The sequence below is a fragment of the Kitasatospora sp. NPDC056531 genome, assembly GCF_042794375.1.
GTDB lineage: Bacteria > Actinomycetota > Actinomycetes > Streptomycetales > Streptomycetaceae > Kitasatospora.
This window is the reverse complement of record NZ_JBHTTU010000015.1, coordinates 93,427-112,263: the sequence shown is the minus strand read 5'-3', so window position 1 is coordinate 112,263 and position 18,837 is coordinate 93,427. Positions and strand designations below refer to the sequence as shown.

General features: G+C 72.3%; 15 protein-coding genes and 1 other RNA gene. 14 read left to right on the top strand and 2 right to left on the bottom strand.

Annotated features, from left to right (window positions below; all coding sequences use genetic code 11):
- Positions 1-70 precede the first annotated feature (70 nt).
- The 3 genes from ACFQ87_RS16735 (at position 71) to prfB (ending at position 4,528) form a co-directional block, all read left to right on the top strand.
- Entirely contained in the window at positions 71-1,906 is a 1,836-nt protein-coding gene (locus ACFQ87_RS16735) for a protein kinase (RefSeq protein WP_380611503.1), read from the top strand.
- A 194-nt stretch (positions 1,907-2,100) separates the two neighbouring features.
- Positions 2,101-3,354 (top strand): serine/threonine-protein kinase, encoded by a 1,254-nt coding sequence (locus ACFQ87_RS16730; RefSeq protein WP_380611502.1) that lies wholly within the window; start codon positions 2,101-2,103, stop codon positions 3,352-3,354.
- Between the two features lie 58 nt (positions 3,355-3,412).
- Positions 3,413-4,528 carry a peptide chain release factor 2 gene (gene prfB, locus ACFQ87_RS16725; protein ID WP_380611501.1) on the top strand — a complete coding sequence of 372 codons (1,116 nt, stop codon included), beginning with the start codon at positions 3,413-3,415 and terminating at the stop codon, positions 4,526-4,528.
- 158 nt (positions 4,529-4,686) lie between these two features.
- Here the strand turns inward: prfB and ACFQ87_RS16720 are convergent, their stop codons facing one another.
- The gene (locus tag ACFQ87_RS16720) at positions 4,687-4,881 is read right to left on the bottom strand and encodes a hypothetical protein (protein ID WP_030059729.1); all 195 of its coding nucleotides are present in this window, start codon (positions 4,879-4,881) and stop codon (positions 4,687-4,689) included.
- Positions 4,882-5,230: 349 nt separating this feature from the next.
- Between ACFQ87_RS16720 and ftsE the strand changes: the two genes are divergently transcribed.
- The 8 genes from ftsE (at position 5,231) to ACFQ87_RS16680 (ending at position 14,261) form a co-directional block, all read left to right on the top strand.
- Positions 5,231-5,920, top strand: a complete 690-nt coding sequence (gene ftsE, locus ACFQ87_RS16715; protein ID WP_380611500.1) for a cell division ATP-binding protein FtsE — start codon at positions 5,231-5,233, stop codon at positions 5,918-5,920.
- Positions 5,921-5,997: 77 nt separating this feature from the next.
- The gene (gene ftsX, locus ACFQ87_RS16710; RefSeq protein WP_350741098.1) at positions 5,998-6,909 is read left to right on the top strand and encodes a permease-like cell division protein FtsX; all 912 of its coding nucleotides are present in this window, start codon (positions 5,998-6,000) and stop codon (positions 6,907-6,909) included.
- A 111-nt stretch (positions 6,910-7,020) separates the two neighbouring features.
- Positions 7,021-8,160, top strand: coding sequence for a S41 family peptidase (locus ACFQ87_RS16705; RefSeq protein WP_380611499.1), 1,140 nt, complete (start codon positions 7,021-7,023; stop codon positions 8,158-8,160).
- 66 nt (positions 8,161-8,226) lie between these two features.
- Positions 8,227-8,703, top strand: a complete 477-nt coding sequence (smpB, locus tag ACFQ87_RS16700; RefSeq protein ID WP_350741094.1) for an SsrA-binding protein SmpB — start codon at positions 8,227-8,229, stop codon at positions 8,701-8,703.
- 86 nt (positions 8,704-8,789) lie between these two features.
- Positions 8,790-9,171, top strand: a transfer-messenger RNA (tmRNA) gene (gene ssrA / locus ACFQ87_RS16695).
- A gap of 154 nt (positions 9,172-9,325) precedes the next feature.
- A complete protein-coding gene (locus ACFQ87_RS16690) occupies positions 9,326-11,629 on the top strand; it encodes a HelD family protein (RefSeq protein ID WP_380611498.1) in 2,304 nt (767 codons plus the stop codon).
- A gap of 349 nt (positions 11,630-11,978) precedes the next feature.
- Positions 11,979-13,451 (top strand): NAD-dependent malic enzyme, encoded by a 1,473-nt coding sequence (locus ACFQ87_RS16685; RefSeq protein ID WP_380611497.1) that lies wholly within the window; start codon positions 11,979-11,981, stop codon positions 13,449-13,451.
- Positions 13,452-13,979: 528 nt separating this feature from the next.
- Entirely contained in the window at positions 13,980-14,261 is a 282-nt protein-coding gene (locus tag ACFQ87_RS16680) for an HU family DNA-binding protein (protein WP_270146674.1), read from the top strand.
- Between the two features lie 72 nt (positions 14,262-14,333).
- Here the strand turns inward: ACFQ87_RS16680 and murA are convergent, their stop codons facing one another.
- Positions 14,334-15,674, bottom strand: coding sequence for a UDP-N-acetylglucosamine 1-carboxyvinyltransferase (murA, locus tag ACFQ87_RS16675; RefSeq protein WP_380611496.1), 1,341 nt, complete (start codon positions 15,672-15,674; stop codon positions 14,334-14,336).
- 299 nt (positions 15,675-15,973) lie between these two features.
- Between murA and ACFQ87_RS16670 the strand changes: the two genes are divergently transcribed.
- From ACFQ87_RS16670 to ACFQ87_RS16660, 3 genes are all read left to right on the top strand, one after another.
- Positions 15,974-16,567: a YqgE/AlgH family protein gene (locus ACFQ87_RS16670; protein ID WP_380611495.1), complete on the top strand. Its 594-nt coding sequence runs from the start codon at positions 15,974-15,976 to the stop codon at positions 16,565-16,567.
- A 73-nt stretch (positions 16,568-16,640) separates the two neighbouring features.
- On the top strand, positions 16,641-16,919 hold the full coding sequence (locus tag ACFQ87_RS16665; protein ID WP_196947467.1) for a DUF3039 domain-containing protein: 279 nt from the start codon (positions 16,641-16,643) through the stop codon (positions 16,917-16,919).
- Positions 16,920-17,028: 109 nt separating this feature from the next.
- Entirely contained in the window at positions 17,029-18,639 is a 1,611-nt protein-coding gene (locus ACFQ87_RS16660; RefSeq protein WP_380611494.1) for a beta-N-acetylhexosaminidase, read from the top strand.
- Positions 18,640-18,837: the final 198 nt, after the last annotated feature.

The window sequence follows — 18,837 nt, the reverse complement described above, 5'->3', positions numbered from 1 at the left end:
CGGGCCCGGCAGGCTCACCGCACCGGCGGAGGAGCGCCCCGCGCGGGCGGCACGGCGAGGAGTGCGACAGGTGCGGCCAGTCGGCAGCAAGTATCTGCTTGAGGAGACCCTGGGGCGGGGTGCCACCGGGACCGTCTGGCGCGGCCTGGTGCGACCGGACGTCCAGGTGCCCGGCAGTGAGCCCGGGCAGCAGGTGGCGATCAAGGTGCTGCGCGAGGAGCTGGCCGCCGACCCGGACGTCGTGATGCGCTTCCTGCGCGAGCGCTCGCTGCTGCTGCGGCTGACCCACCCGAACATCGTCCGGGTCCGCGACCTGGTGGTCGAGGGCGAGCTGCTGGCCCTGGTGATGGACCTGGTGGAGGGCCCCGACCTGGCCCGCTACCTGCGCGCCAACGGCCCGTTCAGCCCGATCGCGGGCGCCCTGCTGATGGCCCAGGTCGCGGACGCGCTGGCGGCCAGCCACGCGGACGGGATCGTTCACCGCGACCTCAAGCCGGCCAACGTGCTGCTCGCCTCCGTCCTGGTGGACGGCACCGAACAGATGCACCCGATGCTGACCGACTTCGGCATCGCCCGGCTCGCCGACTCCCCGGCCGTCACCCGCACCCACGAGTTCGTCGGGACCCCCGCGTACGTGGCACCGGAGTCCGCCGAGGGCCGCGCGCAGACCTCCGCGGTGGACGTCTACGGCGCCGGGATCATGCTGTACGAGCTGGTCACCGGCCGCCAGCCGTTCCAGGGCGACAGCGCCCTGGCCGTCCTCCAGGCCCACCTGGCGCAGGAGCCGCAGCGGCCCAGCACCATGCCCGAGCCGCTCTGGACGGTGATCGAGCGCTGCCTGCGCAAGGACCCGGCCCAGCGGCCGAGCGCCACCTCGCTGGCCCGCGCGCTGCGGGTGGTCGCGGCCGGGGTCGGCGTGCACGCCTCCCCGGCGGCGGTGGACGAGGCGCTGGCGGTCGCCGCCCTGCTGCTGCCCGACCCGCAGCCGACCACCGTCCCCGGCACCGTGTCGGCCGTCCCGACCGGACCGGGCGGGACGGGGGCCGAGGACCGCACCCAGGTGCTGCCGCCGCCCCCGGGCGGCCCGCAGTACGACCCGGCCGCGGCGACCCGGGTGATGGGCACCCAGCCGCCGCCCGCACCCCCGTACGGCGGCCAGGACCGCACCCAGGTGATGCCGCCCACCGCCGTGCCCCCGCCCCCGCCCGGGGCGCCCGCAGGGGCGCAGGAAGAGACGCCGCACCCGTGGCAGACCCAGCTGCGCGCGGCGCGCGACCGCAACCAGCAGACCCAGGTCGGCTACTTCGGTCCGGAGGACTTCGAGGACCCGCAGGTCGCCCCGCCGCCCTACCAGGCCGGCCAGGGCGCGCCCGGCTACCAGCCGCAGCCGCCGGCCGGCTACCGCCCGGACCAGCGCCGTCAGGGCCCGCCGCCCGGCTACTCCCAGCGCCCGTCGGTCGCCCCGCCGCCCTACCAGGCCGGCCAGGGCGGCCAGGGCGGCCAGCGGGGTCAGGGCGCCCCGGGCGCGCAGGGCGGCTACCGGCAGCCCCCGGCGGGCTACGGCCAGCCGCAGGGCGCCTACCCGCCGCCGCCCCCGCCCACCCCGGTGCCGCGCCGGGCCGAGCCGCCCGCGCCGCAGTACCGGGAGCCCCCGCAGCGCCGCGAGGAGCCGCCCGCGCCGCCCCGCCGTGAGCCGGCCCCGCCGCGCGAGCGGCGCCCGCGCAGCCGCAACCGGATGTACATCCCGGGGCTCGGCTGCCTCAAGGGCTGCCTGATGGTGCTGCTGGTGCTGGGCCTGGCCGGCGTGGCGTTGTGGAGCTTCACCCCGCTGCCGCACTACTGGGACAACGTCGTGGGCTGGTGGGACTCGGCGCGGGACTGGGTGAGCAGCGTCTTCGGCAAATAGGCGCGGATCGCCTCCGGGGCGGCAGGATTGACGCTTTGTCGACAATTCACGAGATTTCTCGCCCCGGAGTCCCGCCCAGGGGCGGTCAGGCGGCCCGCGCAGGGGGTCGGGGCGCGTAGGTTGGTCGCTGTTGTCCCGCCCCACCGAGCGCGCCCGGACCCCCGGAGCGCTCCCGCGCCGCCCACGGAGCAGCATTGGCACGCAAGATCGGCAGCCGGTACACCGTCCACCAGGTGATCGGCCGGGGTTCGGCCGGGACGGTCTGGCTCGGCGAGGGGCCGGACGGCCCGGTAGCGGTCAAGCTGCTGCGCGAGGACCTCGCCGCGGACCAGGTGCTGGTCGGCCGCTTCGTCCAGGAGCGCACCGCGCTGACCAGCCTCGACCACCCCCGGGTGGTCGGCGTGCGCGACATGGTGGTGGACGGCAGCGACCTCGCCCTGGTGATGGAGCTGGTCCAGGGCACCGACCTGCGCTCCCGGCTGGAGCGCGACGGCGCCCTCCCGCCGCAGACCGCCGCCTCGATCATCGCCGACGTCGCCGACGGCCTGGCCGCCGCGCACGCGGCCGGGATCGTCCACCGCGACGTCAAGCCGGAGAACGTCCTGCTCGACCTCGCGGCCGCCCCCGGCCCCGGCGGCGCCCCGCGCGCCAAGCTCACCGACTTCGGCGTGGCCCGCCTGGTCGACGCCCCGCGCCGCACCCGGGCCACCCGGATCATCGGCACCCCCGACTACCTCGCCCCCGAGATCATCGAGGGCCTGGAGCCGCGCGCCGCCGTCGACATCTACGCCCTCGCCACCGTGCTGTACGAGCTGCTGGCCGGCTTCACCCCGTTCGGCGGCGGCCACACCGGCGCGGTGCTGCGCCGGCACGTCACCGAGCAGGTGCCGCCGATCCCCGGCCTGCCGGACGGCCTGTGGCGGATCATCTCCGAGTGCCTGGCCAAGGCCCCGGCCTCCCGGCTGCGCGCCGCCGAGCTGGCGGCCAGGCTGCGCGAGCAGCTGCCCTCGCTGGCCGGCCTTCCGGTGCTGGCGGTGCCCTCCCAGGGCCGCGCCCCGGCCGAGGAGCAGCTGAGCCCCGGCGAGGCCGTCTACGCCGAGGTCGACGCCGGCCCGGGCATCCACAAGCGCCGCCGCGGCCCGGCCGTCCCGCTGGTGCCCGGCGCCGCCCCGGACTCCACCCGGGACACCCACACCAGCCTGCGCCGCCCCTCGGCCGAGGAGCTGGCCGCGTACGCCGCCGAGTCCCGCGCCCAGCGCGCCGCCCCAGGCCACCGCCGGGACCGCCAGGCCCTGCTGCGCCGCCGCCGGCTGCTGGCCGTGCTGCTGGCCACCGTCCTGCTGCTGGCGGGCGCCGCCGCGGCCTGGACGGCCTTCGCGGCCACCGAACCGGACCGCGGCCACCCGGCCCGCCCGGCCGTGCACAGCACCGCCCCGCGGGCGCCGTAGCGCGGCCCCGGACGGGGGTGTCGTCATGACCACCCCCGGAACCATTACCCTGGGGGGCGTGGCAGCCGTCGATCCTTCCGAAGAGCTCAAGAACCTCGATACGACCATGGGGTCGATCGAGGCCGTCCTCGACCTGGACAAGATCCGGGCCGACATCGCGGTCCTGGAGGAGGAGGCAGCCGCCCCCACCCTGTGGGACGACGTCGCGAACGCGCAGAAGGTGACCAGCCGGCTCTCCTTCCTCCAGGGCGAACTGCGCCGGGTCGAGGGCCTGCGCAGCCGAATCGACGACCTGGGCGTGCTGTTCGAGCTGGCCGAGGCCGAGGACGACGCGGACACCCGCGCCGAAGCCGAGGCCGAGCTCGTCTCGCTCCAGAAGGCGGTCGAGGAGCTGGAGGTCCGCACCCTCCTGTCGGGCGAGTACGACGCCCGCGAGGCGCTGATCAACATCCGTGCCGAGGCCGGCGGCGTGGACGCCGCCGACTTCGCCGAGCAGCTGATGCGCATGTACCTGCGCTGGGCCGAGCGGCACGGGTACCCCACCGAGGTGTACGACACCTCGTACGCCGAAGAGGCCGGCATCAAGTCCGCGACCTTCACCGTGAAGGCGCCGTACGCCTACGGCACCCTCTCGGTCGAGCAGGGCACCCACCGCCTGGTCCGCATCTCGCCGTTCGACAACCAGGGCCGCCGGCAGACCTCCTTCGCCGGTGTCGAGGTGCTCCCGGTCGTCGAGCAGTCCGACCACGTCGACATCGACGAGGGCGACCTGCGGGTGGACGTCTACCGTGCCTCCGGCCCCGGCGGCCAGGGCGTCAACACCACCGACTCGGCGGTGCGCATCACCCACCTCCCGACCGGCATCGTGGTCTCCTGCCAGAACGAGCGCTCGCAGATCCAGAACAAGGCGTCCGCGATGAACGTCCTCCAGGCCAAGCTGCTGGAGCGGCGCCGCCAGGAGGAGAAGGCGGCGATGGACGCGCTCAAGGACAGCGGCAGCTCCTGGGGCAACCAGATGCGTTCCTACGTGCTGCACCCGTACCAGATGGTCAAGGACGTCCGCACCGCGTTCGAGGCCGGCAACCCGCAGGCCGTGCTGGACGGCGACATCGACGGCTTCATCGAGGCCGGCATCCGCTGGCGCAAGCAGCGCGAGACCTCGAACGAGGCGTGAGGATTTCGGCCTCGATGAAAATCGAGCACAGCATCGAGGCCGGCATCCGCCGGCGCAAGCAGCGCGAGACCGGCGCGGAGTGAGCACCGGACACCACCCGGACACGGAGAAGGCCCCCGACCAGCGGTCGGGGGCCTTCCCGTATGCCTCGTCGGTCCTCAGGCCAGCGCCTGCCGTGCGATCAGCGCCACCGCGAGCAGGCCGGCCAGCAGGGCCAGCAGCATCGCGGGGGAGAGCGCGGCGAACGGCCCCTGCTGCTCCTGCAGTCGGGCCCGGTTGGCGCGGCACACCGGGCAACGCCCGTCGCTGACGCGGCCGTTGCAGTTGGCGCACACCAGATGGTCGCAGGTCATGCGATCTCCTCCTCGCTGCTACAGCCAACGCACCGGACGGGGCTTTGGTTCCTCTTCCTGCCCTGTACGGGGGAGCGGCCGAACACGGTCGCCACCTCCACTCTGCCAGGTTCTGGCGGTTCCGGCTCCCGGGCTGTGAGATGGCTCGCAATATTCACGGCATAACCGGACATTCTTCCCCAGAATCCGACCGCTGTCCTGGGCCGCCCCTGCAGGCCGGTCGCCGATTCGCGTATGGTCCCAGACCGGGAGTGGCCCTCCGCGCTCCCATCGCCCGCCCCAGGACCGGGCCTCCGGGGCGGACCGACCGAGGACTGGCGCCGCCTAGGATGGCCTCCGTGATGCAGCCGTGATCAGATTCGACAACGTCTCCAAGACCTATCCCAAGCAGAACCGTCCCGCCCTGGACAACGTCTCGCTGGAGATCGAGAAGGGTGAGTTCGTCTTCCTGGTCGGCTCGTCCGGCTCGGGAAAGTCCACCTTCCTGCGCTTGTGCCTGCGCGAGGAGCGCCCCAGCACCGGTGCGGTGCACGTGCTGGGCAAGGACCTCGGCAAGCTGTCCAACTGGAAGGTGCCGCACATGCGCCGCCAGCTGGGCACCGTCTTCCAGGACTTCCGCCTGCTGCCGAACAAGACGGTCTCGCAGAACGTCGCCTTCGCCCTCGAGGTGATCGGCAAGCCCAAGAGCGCCATCAACAAGGTGGTGCCCGAGGTGCTCGAGCTGGTCGGCCTGGGCGGCAAGGAGGACCGCATGCCGGGCGAGCTGTCCGGTGGTGAGCAGCAGCGCGTGGCGATCGCCCGCGCCTTCGTGAACCGCCCGATGCTGCTCATCGCGGACGAGCCCACCGGTAACCTCGACCCGCAGAACTCGGTCGGCATCATGAAGCTGCTCGACCGGATCAACCGCACCGGCACCACGGTGCTGATGGCCACCCACGACCAGGCCATCGTCGACCAGATGCGCAAGCGAGTCATCGAACTCGACAAGGGGCTGCTCGTCCGCGACCAGGCCCGCGGCGTCTACGGATACCAGCACTGACCCACCAGCGCTGACCCGTAGGGCCCGCCGGCCCGAACCGCCAGACCGAGCAGTACCGACCCTGGAGTTGTTTCCGCATGCGTGCCCAGTTCGTCCTGTCGGAGATCGGTGTGGGTCTCCGACGCAACCTGACCATGACCATCGCGGTCGTGGTCAGTGTCGCGCTCTCCCTCGCCCTCGCCGGTTCCTCGCTCCTGGTCCGCGACCAGGTGAACTCCATGAAGGGGTACTGGTACGACAAGGTCGAGGTGAGCATCTACTTCTGCACCAAGGCGGACGCCCGCAACTCGCCGCAGTGCGACAAGGGCGCGGCCACCGACCAGCAGGTCCAGGACATCAAGGACCAGCTGGACAAGATGAGTTCGGTGGTGCAGTCCTCCACCTACGAGAGCTCCGCCGACGCGTACAAGCACTGGAAGGAGATGAACCCGGACAACCCGCTCATCTCCGTCCTGGGCGCGGACGCCATGCCGCAGTCCTGGCGGGTCAAGCTCAACGACCCGACCAAGTACGACGTCATCCAGAGCGCCTTCGCCGGCAAGCCCGGCGTCAAGTCGGTCGAGGACCAGCGGAAGATCCTGGAGAACCTCTTCGGCCTGCTCAACGGGCTTCAGACGGCGGCCTTCGTGATCATGGTGCTGATGCTCTTCGTCGCCTTGCTGCTGATCGTCAACACCGTCCGGGTGTCGGCGTTCAGCAGGCGGCGCGAGACCGGCATCATGCGCCTGGTCGGTGCTTCGAACTTCTACGTCCAGATGCCGTTCATCGCCGAGGCCGCGTTCGCCGCGCTGCTCGGTGCGGTGATGGCCTCGGGCCTGCTGCTCGGCGGGCACTTCTTCGTCCAGCACTGGCTGGCCGACCGGGTGCAGTTCATCCACTTCATCGGCCTGAGCTCGGTGCTCGCGGTGATCCCGCTGCTGATCGTGGTGGGTATGGGCATGGCCGGCATCGCGGCGTTCTTCACGCTGCGCAAGTACCTCAAGGTCTGATCCCACCGGATGCTTCGGCCCCGGACGGCACTGCGCCGTCCGGGGCCGTCGCCGTTCCGCGGTCCGCCGTTCCGGTCCCCGCGCGCGATGCGGTGTCTACACTCCGGTGCCATGCTGCAAACTCCGCGCAGGGCACGTCAGGTGGCCGCCCTCAGCCTGGTGTTCGGCGCCGTGCTGATCGCCGGTGCCGCCACCGGCGCCTGGGGCGACCCGAGCGGGCCGCCCCCGCACCGCGCCTCCGCCGACCTCGCCCCGGCCGCCGCCGGGCTCCCGGTGGACCCGGCGGGCACCGCGCTGTCCGAGCAGCAGGCCGAGCACCTGCTCGCGGCCGGCGGCGACCGCTGGGGCGCGTACTACAGCGCCCAGGAGTACGCCGAGTTCAGCCAGGGCCTGGACGGCCGCTACCTGGGCGTCGGCCTCTCGGTGGGCCGGGGCGAGGACGGCGTCACGGCGGTCTCCCAGGTCACCCCGTCCGGACCGGCCGCCGAGGCCGGGATCGCCCCCGGCGACCGGCTGCTGCGGATCGACCGGGACCAGGCCGACCACCTGCCGGTCACCGAGGTGGTCGCCCGGCTGCGCGGACAGGGCGGCGAGCGCAGGGTCGGCTCCGAGGTCACCCTGGCCGTCCAGCGCGGCGACGGCCAGGTGCGCGAACTGCGGCTGCGGCGGGTGCTGCTGGACAGCCAGCAGGTCACCGCCGAGCGGCTGGACAAGGGGGACCTGCGGATCACCGTACGGGCCTTCACCAGCGGCGTGGCCGAGCAGGTGCGGGCCGCGCTGCGCGCCCCGCACACCGGCGTGGTGCTCGATCTGCGCGGCAACTCCGGGGGGTTGGTGGACGAGGCGGTCGGCACCGCCGGGGTCTTCCTGGACGGCGGGGCGGTCGGCTCGTACCAGGAGCGCGGCGAGAAGCGGGAGTTGACCGCCCTGCCGGGCGGAGACCAGCGCACCCCGCTGGTGGTGCTGGTGGACGGCGGCACGATGAGCGCCGCCGAGCTGCTCGCCGGCGCTCTGCAGGACCGCAGCCGCGCTGTGGTGGTGGGCTCCCGCACCTTCGGCAAGGGCACCGTCCAGCAGCCCAGCAGGCTCGCCGACGGCGCCGTGCTGGAGATGACCGTCGGCCGCTACTACACCCCGGCCGGCCACTCGCTGGACGGCACCGGCCTCACCCCGGACGTCCCGGCCGCCGTCGGCCAGGACGCCGACGCGCTCGCCCTGCGCGTCCTCGCCGGGCTCGGCACCCGGGCCTAGGACGCGGCCGCCCCGTGCCTAAAGCAGCTGCCCGACCGGGCCCCGAAGTGCGAGAATGACCGCGTTATGGCAAAGGAAACCGGACAGAAGCTGATCGCGCAGAACAAGAAGGCGCGACACGAGTACACGATCCTCGACACCTACGAGTGCGGCCTCGTGCTCACCGGCACCGAGGTGAAGTCACTGCGGGAGGGGCGGGCCAACCTGGTCGACGGCTACGCCTACATCCAGAACCACGAGGCGTGGATCGACAACGTCTTCATCCCCGAGTACACCCAGGGGACGTGGACCAACCACGCGGCCCGGCGCAAGCGCAAGCTGCTGCTGCACAAGCTGGAGATCCGCAAGATCGAGACCAAGGTCCGCGACGCCGGCCACACCCTGGTCCCGCTGTCGCTGTACTTCAAGGACGGCCGGGTCAAGCTGGAGCTCGCGCTCGCGGTCGGCAAGAAGTTGTACGACAAGCGCCAGACGCTCCGCGAGAAGCAGGACACCCGCGAGGCGGCCCGCGCGGTGGCGGCGGCCCGACGGCGCCAGCGTTAATCCGCTGGACCCTCGCCCGTCGCCTCGCGTACTATGGCGCAAGCAACACGGACGGTCACCGTCCGAGCTGTTTCTCAAAAAAACATGGGGATGATCGGTTTCGACAGGGGATGTTGAAACAGGGGAAGCGAGCCGAGGAACGCGGCAATGATCTCGTTAACCACGTGTCGCAAAAAAATAATCGCCAACTCTAAGCGCGATTCCCAGCAGTTCGCTCTCGCTGCCTAATAAGCACCGATAGCGCTTGGGTGTCAGACCGGGGAGTTCCCGACCCGGACCCTGGCATAATCTAGGGAACTCAACCGTCCGCCCGGGCTGCGAGGGTGGATGGGAAATCAAACAGCAGCTGGGCCTGTTGGCGGCTTGTCCGTGTGACCGCCAGGGCCGAGAAAAGCACAGCGGACTGCGCTCGGAGAAGCCCTGAATTAACTCCACTGGACCCGGGTTCGATTCCCGGCATCTCCACCACCCCATGTTCACACCGAAGGCCGTCCACCGCTCCGCGCGGGGGGCGGCCTTCGAAATTTTTTACCGTCCCGGTGCGGCGCGGCCGCCCGTCCCGGCGTAGGATCATCCGTCCGCTCGTTTTCCGGAGCCGGATTCCGTCGTAACCCCCGAGGCCATGCAGAGCAACACGGACACCACCCCCGCCACCGACCACGAGACCGTCCGCGAGCGCGAGATCGCCGGTGAGCAGCAGCACCTCGACACCGTCTACCACCGGCTGGAGGAGAAGCTCGCCGAGGCCGAGTACATCCTCGAGGACGCCGCCAAGCGGGTCCAGGTCGGCACCCCCGGCGCGCTCGCCGAGCGCGACGCCCAGGTCTACCGGGCCGGCGCCCACCTCCAGCGGCTCAACAACGAGTTCGAGGACTTCCTGTTCGGCCGGATCGACCTCCAGCGGGCGGACGCCCCGGAGGAGCACGGCATCCCGTCCGACACCCCGCTCGACCCGGCCGACCCGGCCGTCGCCGAGACCCTCCACATCGGGCGCCTGGGCGTGCTGGACGCCGAGTACGGCCCGCTGGTGATCGACTGGCGGGCCCCCGCCGCCGCGCCGTTCTACCGGGCCACCCCGGTCGAGCCGGGCCGGGTGATCCGGCGCCGGGTGATCCGCTCCAAGGGCCGCAAGGTGATCGGCGTCGAGGACGACCTGCTGCGCCCCGACCTCACCCCCACCCTGAACGGCCGGGAGCTGGCCGTGGTCGGCGACGGCGCGCTGATGGCCTCGCTCGGCCGCGCCCGCAGCCACTCGATGCGCGACATCGTCTCCTCGATCCAGAAGGAGCAGGACGAGGTGATCCGCGCCGCCGCGGCCGGCGCCACCCTCGTCACCGGCGGCCCCGGCACCGGCAAGACCGCCGTCGCCCTGCACCGCGCCGCCTACCTGCTCTACCAGGACCGCCGCCGCTACGCCGGGGGCATCCTGGTGGTCTCGCCGACCCCTCTGCTGGTCTCCTACACCGAGGGCGTGCTGCCCTCGCTCGGCGAGGAGGGGCAGGTCGCGATCCGCGCGGTCGGCTCGCTGGTGGACGGCATCGAGGCCGGCACCTACGACACCCCGGAGGCGGCCCGGGTCAAGGGTTCGGCCCGGATGACGCAGCTGCTGCGCAGGGCCGCCCGGGCGGCCCTGGAACTGGGCGCCCCGCAGGAGCTCAAGGTGGTCGCCCGCGGCGAGGTGCTGAAGCTGGACGCGGGCCGGCTGAAGGCCGTCCGCGGCAACGTCGTGGGCTCCGGCGGCACCCCGCTGAACCTGCTGCGCCCGCGCGCCCGCCGGCTGCTGCTGGACGCGCTGTGGCAGGAGGCGACCAGGCACCTGCCCAAGCCCGCCGACCACTACGCCCGGGAGCAGCGCCAGGAGGAGAAGGAGTCCTTCGACGAGTACGTCTCGGACGAGGCGCCGTTCCTGGACTTCCTGGACGCCTGGTGGCCGGCCCTGACCCCGCGCGGGGTGCTCGGCACCCTCAAGCAGGGCCGGCACACCAACCGGATCGCCCGCCGCGCCGTCACCCCGGACGAGGCGAAGCTGCTGGCCGCCTCCTGGCGCCACCTGTCCCCGGCGGGCGAGGGAGCGCTGTCCGCGCACGACGTGGCGCTGGTGGACGAGCTGCAGGTGCTGCTCGGCGAGGCGGCCCGGCCCAAGGTCCGCGAGGTGGACGCGGTGGACCTGCTGAGTGGCCTGGAGGAGGTCACCACCTTCGCCGACCGCAGCGCCCGTCAGCGCGACCGACAGCCGGTCGAGCGCAAGGAGTACGCGCACGTCATCGTGGACGAGGCGCAGGACCTCACCCCGATGCAGTGGCGGATGATCGGCCGCCGGTCCCGGATGGCCACCTGGACGATCGTCGGCGACCCGGCGCAGTCCTCCTGGCCGTTCCCGCAGGAGGCCCAGGCGGCGTTGGACGAGGTGCTCTCCGGCAAGCCGCGCCGCCGCTTCACGCTGACCGTCAACTACCGCAACCCGGCCGAGATCGCCGAGGTCGCGGCCAAGGTGCTGGCGCTGGCCGCGCCGGGCACGCCCTCACCGAGCGCGGTGCGCCGCGTCGGTGTGGAGCCGCGTTTCGCGGCCGTCACCGACCCCTCGCCGGAGGCCTTCGGCAAGGGCGCCCGGGCCGAGCTGGAGCGGCTGCTGGGCGAGGTGGACGGCACCGTGGCGATCGTGGTGCCGATGGACCGCCGGGCCGAGGCGGCGGGCTGGACCGAGGGCCTGGGCGAGCGCGTGGTGGCGCTGGGCAGCCTGGAGGCCAAGGGCCTGGAGTACGACGCGACGGTGGTCGCCGACCCGACCGGCATCGCCGGCGAGTCGGAGGCCGGGCTGCGGGTCCTGTACGTGGCGCTGACCCGGGCGACCCAGCGGTTGACCGTGCTGTCCGGCCCGGACGACCTGCCGGACGCGGCCGGCGTGCCCGCGCTGCTGCGGGACTGACCCGGACCAGCACGAAGGCCCCTCACCGACGGTGAGGGGCCTTCAGACGTTTACGACACCGACCCGCCATGCTCGCCTCGCGGCAAGTGGTCCCTCTAAGGGACGAAGGTTGGGCCCGGGGGCTTGGATCGAGCCGGTGTCCCGTCCAATGTAACGCATCGGCCCGGAGAGGCAAGGAGCCGGCGGCGGGAGACCTCGGACGGCGGGTCCGGGTTGTCGGATCCGCACACTCAATGAACGTTATTTCTGGGTACCCCTTGGTAGGTGCGACGATCGAGGTCTAGCATGCGCAGGCGATGCCTTCAACAAAATGTTGAGCCTGCGGGACAGACGGAAGAAGGATGCGTCGATGGCGACGGTGCCCAGTGTCTCCAACTCGATCACGGTGCGACTGGAGGTCCCGGCCCGCGGCAACGCGGTCAGCGCGATCACCACGGCCGTGGAGTCCTCCGGCGGATCGGTGACCGGTCTCGACGTCACCGCGTCCGGCCTTGAGGCGCTGCGGATCGACGTGACCGTGGCGGCCAGCTCGGTCGCGCACGGCGAGGAGATCGTCGAGAAGCTGCGGGCGATCGACGGCGTGTCGATCGGCAAGGTCTCGGACCGCACCTTCCTGATGCACCTCGGCGGCAAGATCGAGATGTCCTCGAAGCTGCCGATCCGCAACCGTGACGACCTTTCCATGATCTACACCCCGGGTGTCGCCCGGGTCTGCATGGCGATCGCCGAGAACCCCGAGGACGCCCGCCGCCTCACCATCAAGCGCAACAGCGTCGCGGTGGTCACCGACGGCTCGGCGGTGCTGGGCCTGGGCAACATCGGCCCGGCTGCCGCGCTGCCCGTCATGGAGGGCAAGGCGGCCCTGTTCAAGCGCTTCGCCGGGATCGACGCCTGGCCGATCTGCCTGGACACCCAGGACAGCGACGAGATCGTCGCCATCGTCAAGGCGATCGCCCCCGGCTTCGCCGGCATCAACCTGGAAGACATCTCCGCGCCGCGCTGCTTCGAGATCGAGGCCCGGCTGCGCGAGGCCCTGGACATCCCGGTCTTCCACGACGACCAGCACGGCACCGCGATCGTGGTGCTGGCCGCCCTCACCAACGCGCTGAAGGTGGTCGGCAAGGAGATCGGCGACATCCGCGTGGTGATGTCGGGCGCCGGCGCCGCCGGTACCGCGATCCTCAAGCTGCTGCTGTCGGCCGGTGTCGAGCACGCCACCGTGGCGGACGTGCACGGTGTGGTCCACCAGGGCCGTGAGGACCTCAACGACAGCCTGCGCTGGATCGCCGAGCACACCAACCGCTCGGGCCGCACCGGCAGCCTCAAGGAGGCCGTGGCGGGCGCCGACGTGTTCATCGGCGTCTCGGCCCCGAACGTGCTGGACGGCGACGACCTGGCCACCATGGCCGAGGACGCGATCGTCTTCGCGCTGGCCAACCCGGACCCGGAGGTCGACCCGAACGTCGCCCGCCAGACCGCCGCCGTGGTCGCCACCGGCCGCAGCGACTTCCCGAACCAGATCAACAACGTGCTGGTCTTCCCGGGCGTCTTCCGCGGCCTGCTGGACGCCCAGAGCCGCACGGTCAACACCGAGATGATGATCGCCGCCGCCCGGGCGCTGGCCACCACCGTCGCCGACGACGAGCTGAACGCCAACTACATCATCCCGAGCGTCTTCAACAAGGACGTCGCCAAGACCGTCGCCGCCGCCGTGCGCGAGGCGGCCCTGGCCGACGCCCAGGAGGCCCCCGCCCCGGCCCGTCCGACCCCGGGCATCGTCGGCACCCTCGACACCGCCGCCTTCCCCACCGTCAAGCTCTGAGAGTCGCCGTCAAGCTCTGACGGTCCGCCCGGCGACGTGTTGCCGATCGGTCAAATGTCCGATTAGCGGCCATACTCGCCCAAGCCCGCCCCGAACCCTTGCGACACAAGGGCGAGGGGCGTGTTTGGGCTTGTCGTGCCTAGGGCGTACGGTAGCCCTGCACGGGGCAGGCGTGTCCGACAAGTACGGAACGTCCCCCTGGTCTTCCGGCGAGTCGTCCCGACCGCCGCTCGCGCCCGGTCCGCCGGAGCCGACGGAGCGTCACACCTCCGACGGGCGGGCGATGTTCGGGTGGCCCGGCCGGGGCCCGATTGGCTTTCTCGGGGCCGGTCGGGGCAGGATTCGTTCCCAGGCGGGCGGGCGGGCCTTCGACGGCTCCGGCGCGCGGCATCGGGTACGGACCCGGCCTGCGACCACGCATTGCCTGCATGAGCACAGTGTGCGGACCTGCGGCCTATCCGGGTGCCCCCCGGTGGGAGCACCGATGGGCCCCCGCACACCGCAAGCGAACAGACCACAGGAGTACACATGAACCGCAGTGAGCTGGTGGCCGCGCTGTCCGAGCGCGCCGAGGTGACCCGCAAGGACGCCGACGCCGTTCTGGCCGCCTTCGCCGAGATCGTCGGCGAGGTCGTCGCCAAGGGCGACGAGAAGGTCACCATCCCCGGTTTCCTGACCTTCGAGCGCACCCACCGCGCTGCCCGCACCGCCCGCAACCCGCAGACCGGCGAGCCGATCCAGATCGCGGCCGGCTACAGCGCCAAGGTGAGCGCCGGCTCCAAGCTGAAGGAAGCCGCCAAGGGCATCTGAGTCACCCCTTGAACGCCCGAGAGGCCGGGCTCCCCGCTGGGGAGCCCGGCCTCTCGCCGTGTGGCCCGCTCGTCAGGCGTCGACCAGCTGCTCGCTGGGCAGCTCCACGTGGGCGCCCAGGTCGCGCAGCTTCTCCATGAAGTTCTCGTAGCCGCGGTTGATCAGGTCGATGCCGTGCACGGTCGAGGTGCCCTCGGCCGCCAGCGCCGCGATCAGGTACGAGAAGCCGCCGCGCAGGTCCGGGATGACCAGCTCGGCGCCCATCAGCTTGGACGGGCCGGAGACCACCGCGGAGTGCAGGAAGTTGCGCGCGCCGAAGCGGCACGGGGTGGCACCCAGGCACTCGCGGTAGAGCTGGATGTGCGCGCCCATCTGGTTGAGCGCGCCGGTGAAGCCGAGGCGCGACTCGTACACCGTCTCGTGCACGATGGACAGCCCGGTGGCCTGGGTCAGGGCGACCACCAGCGGCTGCTGCCAGTCGGTCTGGAAGCCCGGGTGCACGTCGGTCTCCAGGGCGATGGCCTTGAGCTCGCCGCCCGGGTGCCAGAAGCGGATGCCCTCGTCGTCGACCTCGAAGGCGCCGCCGACCTTCCGGAAGGTGTTGAGGAAGGTCATCATCTCCAGCTGGCGGGCGCCGCGGACGTAGATGTCGCCCTTGGTGGCGAGCGCCGCGCAGGCCCAGGAGGCGGCCTCCAGCCGGTCCGGCAGGGCCCGGTGGGTGTAGCCGCCCAGCTCGTCCACGCCGGTGATCAGGATGGTGCGGTCGGTGCCCAGCGTGATGATCGCGCCCATCTTCTGCAGCACGCAGATCAGGTCGACGATCTCCGGCTCGATGGCCGCGTTGCGCAGCTCGGTGACGCCCTCGGCGAGGACGGCGGTGAGCAGCACCTGCTCGGTCGCACCGACCGAGGGGTAGGGCAGCTCGATCTTGGTGCCGCGCAGCCGCTGCGGGGCGACCAGGTAGGTGCCCTGCGGGTGCTTCTCGATGGTGGCGCCGAACTGGCGCAGCACCTCGAAGTGGAAGTCGACCGGGCGGCCGCCGATGTCGCAGCCGCCGAGGCCGGGGATGAAGGCGTGGCCGAGGCGGTGCAGCAACGGGCCGCAGAACAGGATCGGGATCCGCGAGGAGCCGGCGTGCGCGTCGATGTCCGCCACATTGGCGCTCTCGACGTGCGAGGGGTCGAGGATCAGCTCGCCGTCCTCGTCACCGGTGCGCACGGTCACGCCGTGCAGCTGCAGCAGGCCGCGGACCACCTTGACGTCGCGGATGTCCGGGACGTTGCGCAGTCTGCTGGGGCCCTGGCCGAGGAGGGCGGCGACCATGGCCTTGGGGACCAGGTTCTTCGCACCGCGGACGCGGATCTCGCCTTCGAGCGGGTTTCCGCCGTGGACCAGCAGGACGTCGTCGGTCATCGTTCTCGCAATCCGGGGTGCCAGAGGGGTGGGACGGGCTCCGGTCCGGAGCCGCCGGTGGACCGGTGGTACGGCGTACGGGCGCGTTCGGGCCCCCGGAGAATCCGAGTCGGCACCGTAGAAGGGCGTCCACCATCCGTAGATGGTAGTAGGCGTCCCGATGGTTCCCGTGAGCCTCTCCCGTGATGGTGCTCTCCGCGGAGCCGCTCCCGCCCGCCCGGTGCGGCCGAACGGGTGTTCTTTCGGCGTGGCGGGGTTTCGAGTGTTGCGGTGTCCGACCGGTGCCGTTCTGCGGGATCATGTGTGGCATGACGGCGGCCCATTCGCACGGAGGCCGGTCCCACACCGGCCGTCTGCTCGTCGCGACGCCCATGCTCACCGATCCGAACTTCGCGCGGGCGGTGGTGCTCCTCCTCGACCACGACGCCGAGGGGGCGCTCGGTGTGGTCCTCAACCGGCCGACGCCGGTCGAGGTGGGCAGTGTGCTGGACGGCTGGGGCAGACTCGTCGGGCAGCCGGCGGTGGTGTTCCAGGGCGGACCGGTGGCGCTGGACTCGGCGCTGGGCCTGGCCGTCGCGCCGGGGGAGCCGGGCACCGGCGACCCGCTGGGCTGGCGGCGGGTGCACGGCGCGATCGGCCTGGTCGACCTGGAGGCGCCGCCGGAGGTGCTGGCCGGCGAGCTGGGGAGCCTGCGGATCTTCGCCGGGTACGCCGGCTGGTCGCCGGGCCAGCTGGAGGCCGAGCTGGAGAGCGGCGCCTGGTACCTGGTGGACTGCGAGCCCGGGGACATCTCCAGCCCCGAGCCGGAGCGGCTGTGGCGCTCGGTGCTGCGCCGCCAGCGCGGGCCGCTGGCGCTGCTGGCGACCTACCCGGACGACCCGACGCTGAACTGAATCCTGCCCGGTTGTCCGGGCCGCTCGCGCGACACTGGCCCGGTTTCCGGGGGCGCCCATAGACTTGTCACCTATGAGCACTCTTGAGCCCGAGCGCGGCCTCGGCACCGGAACCCTGGTCGAGCCCGTCCCGCAGGTGTCCCACGGGGACGGCGACCACGAGCGCTTCGCGCACTACGTCCAGAAGGACAAGATCATGGAGAGCGCGCTCTCCGGATCCCCGGTGGTCGCGCTGTGCGGCAAGGTGTGGGTGCCCGGTCGCGACCCGAAGAAGTACCCGGTCTGCCCGATGTGCAAGGAGATCTACGACGGCATCGGCAAGCCGCAGGGCGGCGACGGCGACGACAAGTAGTCCCCGGCGGCCCCGGCTTCCGACGAACGCCGTGGAACGCCGTTCCGCATAGCGCCGGGCTTCCGCAGTGGTCTATGCCAATCGTTCCGGGTGTGGGCAGGATGTCGGAATGGACCTCATTCCCGCGCCTTCGAGTGCCGTCCGCCACCCGGACGAGGACTTCCCGCTGGACGCCGCCACCACGCTGACCGCGCCGCCAGGGCTGGCCGACGCCGAGCGCTGGCTGCGCGGCGCGCTGTCCGCCGCGACCGGGCTGCCGTTCGGCCCGGGCCGGGCGGGCGCGGGCATCGAACTGGTCCAGGACGACGCGCTGGCCGCCGAGGCGTACCGGATCACGGTGCGCCCCGGCCACGCCCTGCTCGCCGCCGGCGGCCCGGCCGGCGCGCTGTGGGCCGCCCAGACCCTGCGGCAGCTGCTCGGGCCGGACGCCTACCGACGCTCCCCGCTGCGCCGCGAGGGCTGGGTGCTGCCCGGCGCCGACATCGCGGACGCCCCCCGGTTCGGCTGGCGCGGCGTGCTGCTGGACGTCGCCCGGCACTTCCTGCCCAAGTCCGACGTGCTGCGCTTCGTCGACCTGCTGGCGGCGCACAAGCTCAACGTGCTCCACCTGCACCTGACCGACGACCAGGGCTGGCGGGTGGAGATCAAGCGCTACCCGAGGCTGACCGAACGCGGCGCCTGGCGGGAGCGCTCGATGGTCGGCTACCGGGCCGGCGGGCGCCGCGACGACCGCCCGCACGGCGGCTACTACACCCAGGACGACCTGCGCGAGATCGTCGCCTACGCGGTCGCGCGCGGGATCACCGTCGTCCCGGAGATCGACCTGCCCGGCCACATCCAGGCCGCCGTCGCCGCCTACCCCGAGCTGGGCAACACCGACGTGGTGGACACCGCCGCGCTCGGGGTGTGGACGGACTGGGGGGTGAGCCACCACGTGCTCAACGCCTCCGAGGAGACCCTGCGCTTCTTCGAGGGCGTGCTGGAGGAGGTCCTGGAGCTGTTCCCGTCCGAGTTCATCCACCTCGGCGGCGACGAGTGCCCCAAGGAGCAGTGGAAGGACAGCGCCGCCGCGCAGGCCCGGATCCGCGAGCTGGGCCTGGCCAACGAGGACGAGCTGCAGAGCCACCTGATCCGGCACTTCGACCGCTGGCTGGCCGGGCGCGGCCGCCGGCTGATCGGCTGGGACGAGATCCTGGAGGGCGGGCTGGCGCCCCACGCGGCGGTCTCGTCCTGGCGTGGCTTCGCCGGCGGGATCGCGGCCGCGAAGGCCGGGCACGACGTGGTGATGTGTCCCGAGCAGCACGTCTACCTCGACCACCGGCAGGCCGACGGGCCGGACGAGCCGATCCCGGTCGGCTTCGTGCGCACCCTGGAGGACGTCTACCGCTTCGAGCCGGTCCCGGAGCAGCTGGACGGGGCCGCCGCCCGGCACGTCATCGGCACCCAGGCCAACCTGTGGAGCGAGTTCGCGGACAGCGCCCGGGACATCGACTACCGGGCCTTCCCCCGGTTGGTCGCCTTCGCCGAGGTCGCCTGGTCCGACCTGCCCGCCGCGCCGGCCGAGCGTGACTTCGCGGGCTTCGAACAGCGGCTGGCCGGGCACCTGCGGGTGCTGGACGCGCTCGGCGTCGAGTACCGCCCGGCCGACGGCCCGCACCCCTGGCAGCGCCGGCCCGGGGTGGCCGGCCGGCCGATCGACGGACCGCCGCCGGTGCGGTGAACCGCGACTCCCGCTGCGAAACGGGGTTCCCGGGAACTTACGGGTGGTCATCTGACGTCAAGAACAGATGAACATCTGCCCTGGCCCGGCCCGGGTCGGGGCAGATACCGCCCGGTATCCGTCCCAATCGGGCAGTCCCGTTCACCGGTCCCGAAATGATCATCGAGCATTGTGTGCCAGAGTTGCCCAACCCGGCCC

What these genes read in the sequence shown, in the direction of transcription:
- ACFQ87_RS16665 (WP_196947467.1), top strand. Translation starts at nt 16,641, where the DNA reads ATGAGCACTCTTGAGCCCGAGCGCGGCCTCGGCACCGGAACCCTGGTC.
- smpB (WP_350741094.1), top strand. Translation starts at nt 8,227, where the DNA reads ATGGCAAAGGAAACCGGACAGAAGCTGATCGCGCAGAACAAGAAGGCG.
- ACFQ87_RS16690 (WP_380611498.1), top strand. Translation starts at nt 9,326, where the DNA reads ATGCAGAGCAACACGGACACCACCCCCGCCACCGACCACGAGACCGTC.
- ACFQ87_RS16670 (WP_380611495.1), top strand. Translation starts at nt 15,974, where the DNA reads ATGTGTGGCATGACGGCGGCCCATTCGCACGGAGGCCGGTCCCACACC.
- ACFQ87_RS16680 (WP_270146674.1), top strand. Translation starts at nt 13,980, where the DNA reads ATGAACCGCAGTGAGCTGGTGGCCGCGCTGTCCGAGCGCGCCGAGGTG.
- ACFQ87_RS16720 (WP_030059729.1), bottom strand. Translation starts at nt 4,881, where the DNA reads ATGACCTGCGACCATCTGGTGTGCGCCAACTGCAACGGCCGCGTCAGC.
- murA (WP_380611496.1), bottom strand. Translation starts at nt 15,674, where the DNA reads ATGACCGACGACGTCCTGCTGGTCCACGGCGGAAACCCGCTCGAAGGC.
- ACFQ87_RS16705 (WP_380611499.1), top strand. Translation starts at nt 7,021, where the DNA reads ATGCTGCAAACTCCGCGCAGGGCACGTCAGGTGGCCGCCCTCAGCCTG.
- ACFQ87_RS16685 (WP_380611497.1), top strand. Translation starts at nt 11,979, where the DNA reads ATGGCGACGGTGCCCAGTGTCTCCAACTCGATCACGGTGCGACTGGAG.
- ftsX (WP_350741098.1), top strand. Translation starts at nt 5,998, where the DNA reads ATGCGTGCCCAGTTCGTCCTGTCGGAGATCGGTGTGGGTCTCCGACGC.
- ACFQ87_RS16660 (WP_380611494.1), top strand. Translation starts at nt 17,029, where the DNA reads ATGGACCTCATTCCCGCGCCTTCGAGTGCCGTCCGCCACCCGGACGAG.